4 protein-coding genes are annotated in these 3,005 nt (G+C 69.4%); all 4 read left to right on the forward strand.

All coding sequences use genetic code 11. From position 1 onward, the window contains the following. The coding region (gene hflK, locus A612_RS02815; RefSeq protein WP_019373086.1) for an FtsH protease activity modulator HflK at positions 1–1,103 on the forward strand (1,103 nt) is incomplete at its 5' end. 12 nt (positions 1,104–1,115) lie between these two features. After that, positions 1,116–2,015: a protease modulator HflC gene (gene hflC / locus A612_RS02820; protein ID WP_019373087.1), complete on the forward strand. Its 900-nt coding sequence runs from the start codon at positions 1,116–1,118 to the stop codon at positions 2,013–2,015. Positions 2,016–2,033: 18 nt separating this feature from the next. Then, on the forward strand, positions 2,034–2,225 hold the full coding sequence (locus tag A612_RS02825) for a DUF2065 domain-containing protein (protein WP_019373088.1): 192 nt from the start codon (positions 2,034–2,036) through the stop codon (positions 2,223–2,225). Positions 2,226–2,300: 75 nt separating this feature from the next. Further along, on the forward strand, positions 2,301–3,005 hold a 705-nt coding region (locus A612_RS02830), incomplete at its 3' end, for an ATP phosphoribosyltransferase regulatory subunit (protein WP_019373089.1).

Consider the following 3,005-nt stretch of genomic DNA (forward strand, 5'->3'; position numbering starts at 1 on the left):
GCGGCGGCCCGACGGGTCCGCTGGGCGGCGGGAACTTCCAGCCCGACATGAAGAACGCCGGCATGGGCGTCGGTGTCATTGCCGCCATCGCCGTGCTGATCTGGCTGGGCACTGGCTTCTTCATCGTGCAGGAAGGCCAGCAGGCGGTCATCACGCAGTTCGGCAAGTACAAGAGCACGGTCAACGCCGGCTTCAACTGGCGCCTGCCATACCCCATCCAGCGCCACGAGCTGGTGTTCGTCACGCAGATCCGCTCGGTGGACGTCGGGCGCGACAGCATCATCAAGAGCACCGGCCTGCGCGAGTCCGCCATGCTCACCGAGGACGAGAACATCGTCGAGATCAAGTTTGCGGTGCAATATCGCCTCAACGACGCGCGCGCCTGGCTGTTCGAGAGCCGCAACCCGGCCGATGCGGTGGTGCAGGCGGCGGAGACGGCGGTGCGCGAGGTGGTCGGCAAGATGCGCATGGACTCGGCCCTGGCCGAGGAGCGCGACCAGATCGCCCCGCGCGTGCGCCAGCTGATGCAGACCATCCTCGACCGCTACCGCGTCGGTGTGGAGGTGGTGGGCATCAACCTGCAGCAGGGTGGGGTGCGTCCGCCCGAGCAGGTGCAGGCCGCCTTCGACGACGTGCTCAAGGCCGGCCAGGAGCGCGAGCGCGCCAAGAACGAGGCCCAGGCCTACGCCAACGACGTCATCCCGCGCGCGGTCGGCGCGGCCTCGCGATTGGGCGAGGAAGCGGCCGCCTACAAGGCGCGCATCGTCGCCCAGGCCGAGGGTGATGCCCAGCGCTTCTCGTCCGTGCTGGCCGAGTACCAGCGCGCCCCCCAGGTGACGCGCGACCGCATGTACCTGGAGGCCATGCAGCAGATCTACGGCAACGTCACCAAGGTGCTGGTCGAGTCGCGCCAGGGCTCGAACCTGCTGTACCTGCCGCTGGACAAGATCATGCAGGGCGTCGCCCAGGGAGCGGCCGGCGCCGGCGCTTCGGACGGATCCACCCCGGCGGCTGGCACCACGCCGCCGCCTGCCACAGGCGCCTTGCCCGGCGACGCGCGCCTGCGTGACGTCGGCCGCTCGCGCGAGCGCGAGTCGCGATAGGAGGACAGCCACGTGAACAGAATCGGTTTCATTGCCGCCAGCTTCCTGGTGGCCCTCGCCCTGCTCAGTTCCATGCTTTTCGTGGTCGACCAGCGCCAGTTCGGCGTGGTCTACACGCTGGGGCAGATCAAGGAAGTCATCACCGAGCCCGGTCTGAACTTCAAGCTTCCGCCGCCGTTCCAGAACGTGCGCTACATCGACAAGCGCCTGCTCACGCTCGACAGCTCCGACACCGAGTCAATGCTGACGGCGGAGAAGCAGCGCGTGGTGATCGACTGGTACGTGCGCTGGCGCATCACCGACCCTTCCGAGTACATCCGCAACGTTGGCCTCGACGAGAGCGCCGGCGCGCTGCAGCTCAACCGCGTGGTGCGCAACGCCTTCCAGGAAGAGGTCAACCGCCGCACCGTGCGCGAGTTGCTCTCGACCAAGCGCGACGCGCTCATGTCGGACGTCAAGCGCGAGGTGCTCGAGGCCGTGCGCGGCGCCAAGCCCTGGGGCGTGGACGTGGTGGACGTGCGCATCACGCGCGTGGACTACGTCGAGGCCATCACCGAATCGGTCTACCGCCGCATGGAGGCCGAGCGCAAGCGCGTGGCCAACGAGCTGCGCTCCACCGGCGCGGCCGAAGGCGAGAAGATCCGCGCCGACGCCGACCGCCAGCGCGAGATCACCATCGCCAACGCCTACCGCGATGCCCAGAAGGTCAAGGGCGAGGGCGACGCGGAAGCCGCACGCATCTACGCCGAAGCCTTCGGACGCGACCCCCAGTTCGCACAGTTCTACCGCAGCCTGGAAGCCTACAAGGCGAGCTTCAACCGCAAGAGCGATGTGGTGGTGCTCGATCCCTCCTCGACGGAATTCTTCAAGGCGCTGCGCGGTTCGGGCGCCACCGGTCGCGGCGCGCCCTGAGGGCGGCCCCTTCCCGACATGGACTGGTCCGGCAGCCTGTGGACGGCCTTTGGCCTGATGCTGGTGCTCGAGGGGCTGTTTCCCTTCGTGTCGCCGGCCGGTTGGCGGCGCCTGTTCACGCAGCTGCTCGCGCTGCGCGACGGACAGATCCGCTTCTGCGCGCTGCTGAGCATGCTGGCGGGAGCGCTGGTGCTGCTGTTGCTGCGTTGAGCAGCAGGTCGCACGCGGGCGGTCCTGCGGCGCCCTGTGCCGGTAGAATCCCTTTTTCAACAGCCTTCCCATTCCATGTCTGCCTGGGTCCTGCCGGATCACATTGCCGATGTGTTGCCTTCCGAGGCCCGGCACATCGAGGAGTTGCGCCGCGGGTTGCTCGACACGGCGCGCAGCTACGGCTATGAGCTGGTCATGCCGCCGCTCCTGGAGCACCTGGAGTCGCTGCTCACCGGAACCGGCGAGGCCATGGACCTGCAGACCTTCAAGCTGGTCGACCAGCTCTCGGGCCGCATGCTCGGGCTGCGCGCCGACACCACGCAGCAGGTCGCGCGCATCGACGCCCACCTGCTCAACCGCCGCGGCGTGACGCGCCTGTGCTACTGCGGCCCGGTCCTGCACACCCGGCCCGACCGGCCACACGCCACGCGCGAGCCGCTGCAGTTCGGCGCCGAGATCTACGGCCACGCGGGCCTGGAGGCCGACATCGAAGCGGTGCAGCTGGCGCTCGCCTGCCTGCGCGTCGCGCAGGTCGCGCAGGTGAGCGTGGACCTGGCGGACGTGCGCATCGTGCGCGCCCTGCTGGCCGGCGTCCCGGTCGACCTGGGGCGGCTCAACCAGGTGCACGCCGCGCTCGCCGCCAAGGACGCGAGCGAGCTGGCCGGCCTCACGCGCGACTTCCCCCAGGCATCGCGCGAGGGCCTCGCCGCCCTGCTGCAGCTGTACGGCGACGCCCAGGTGCTGGACGAGGCGCGGCGCGTCCTCAAGCCGGCGCCGGCC

The organism is Melaminivora alkalimesophila (assembly GCF_000282995.1).
Classification (GTDB): domain Bacteria; phylum Pseudomonadota; class Gammaproteobacteria; order Burkholderiales; family Burkholderiaceae_C; genus Melaminivora; species Melaminivora alkalimesophila.

Coding starts and splice junctions, on each gene's coding strand:
- A612_RS02825 (WP_019373088.1), top strand. CDS start 2,034: ATGGACTGGTCCGGCAGCCTGTGGACGGCCTTTGGCCTGATGCTGGTG.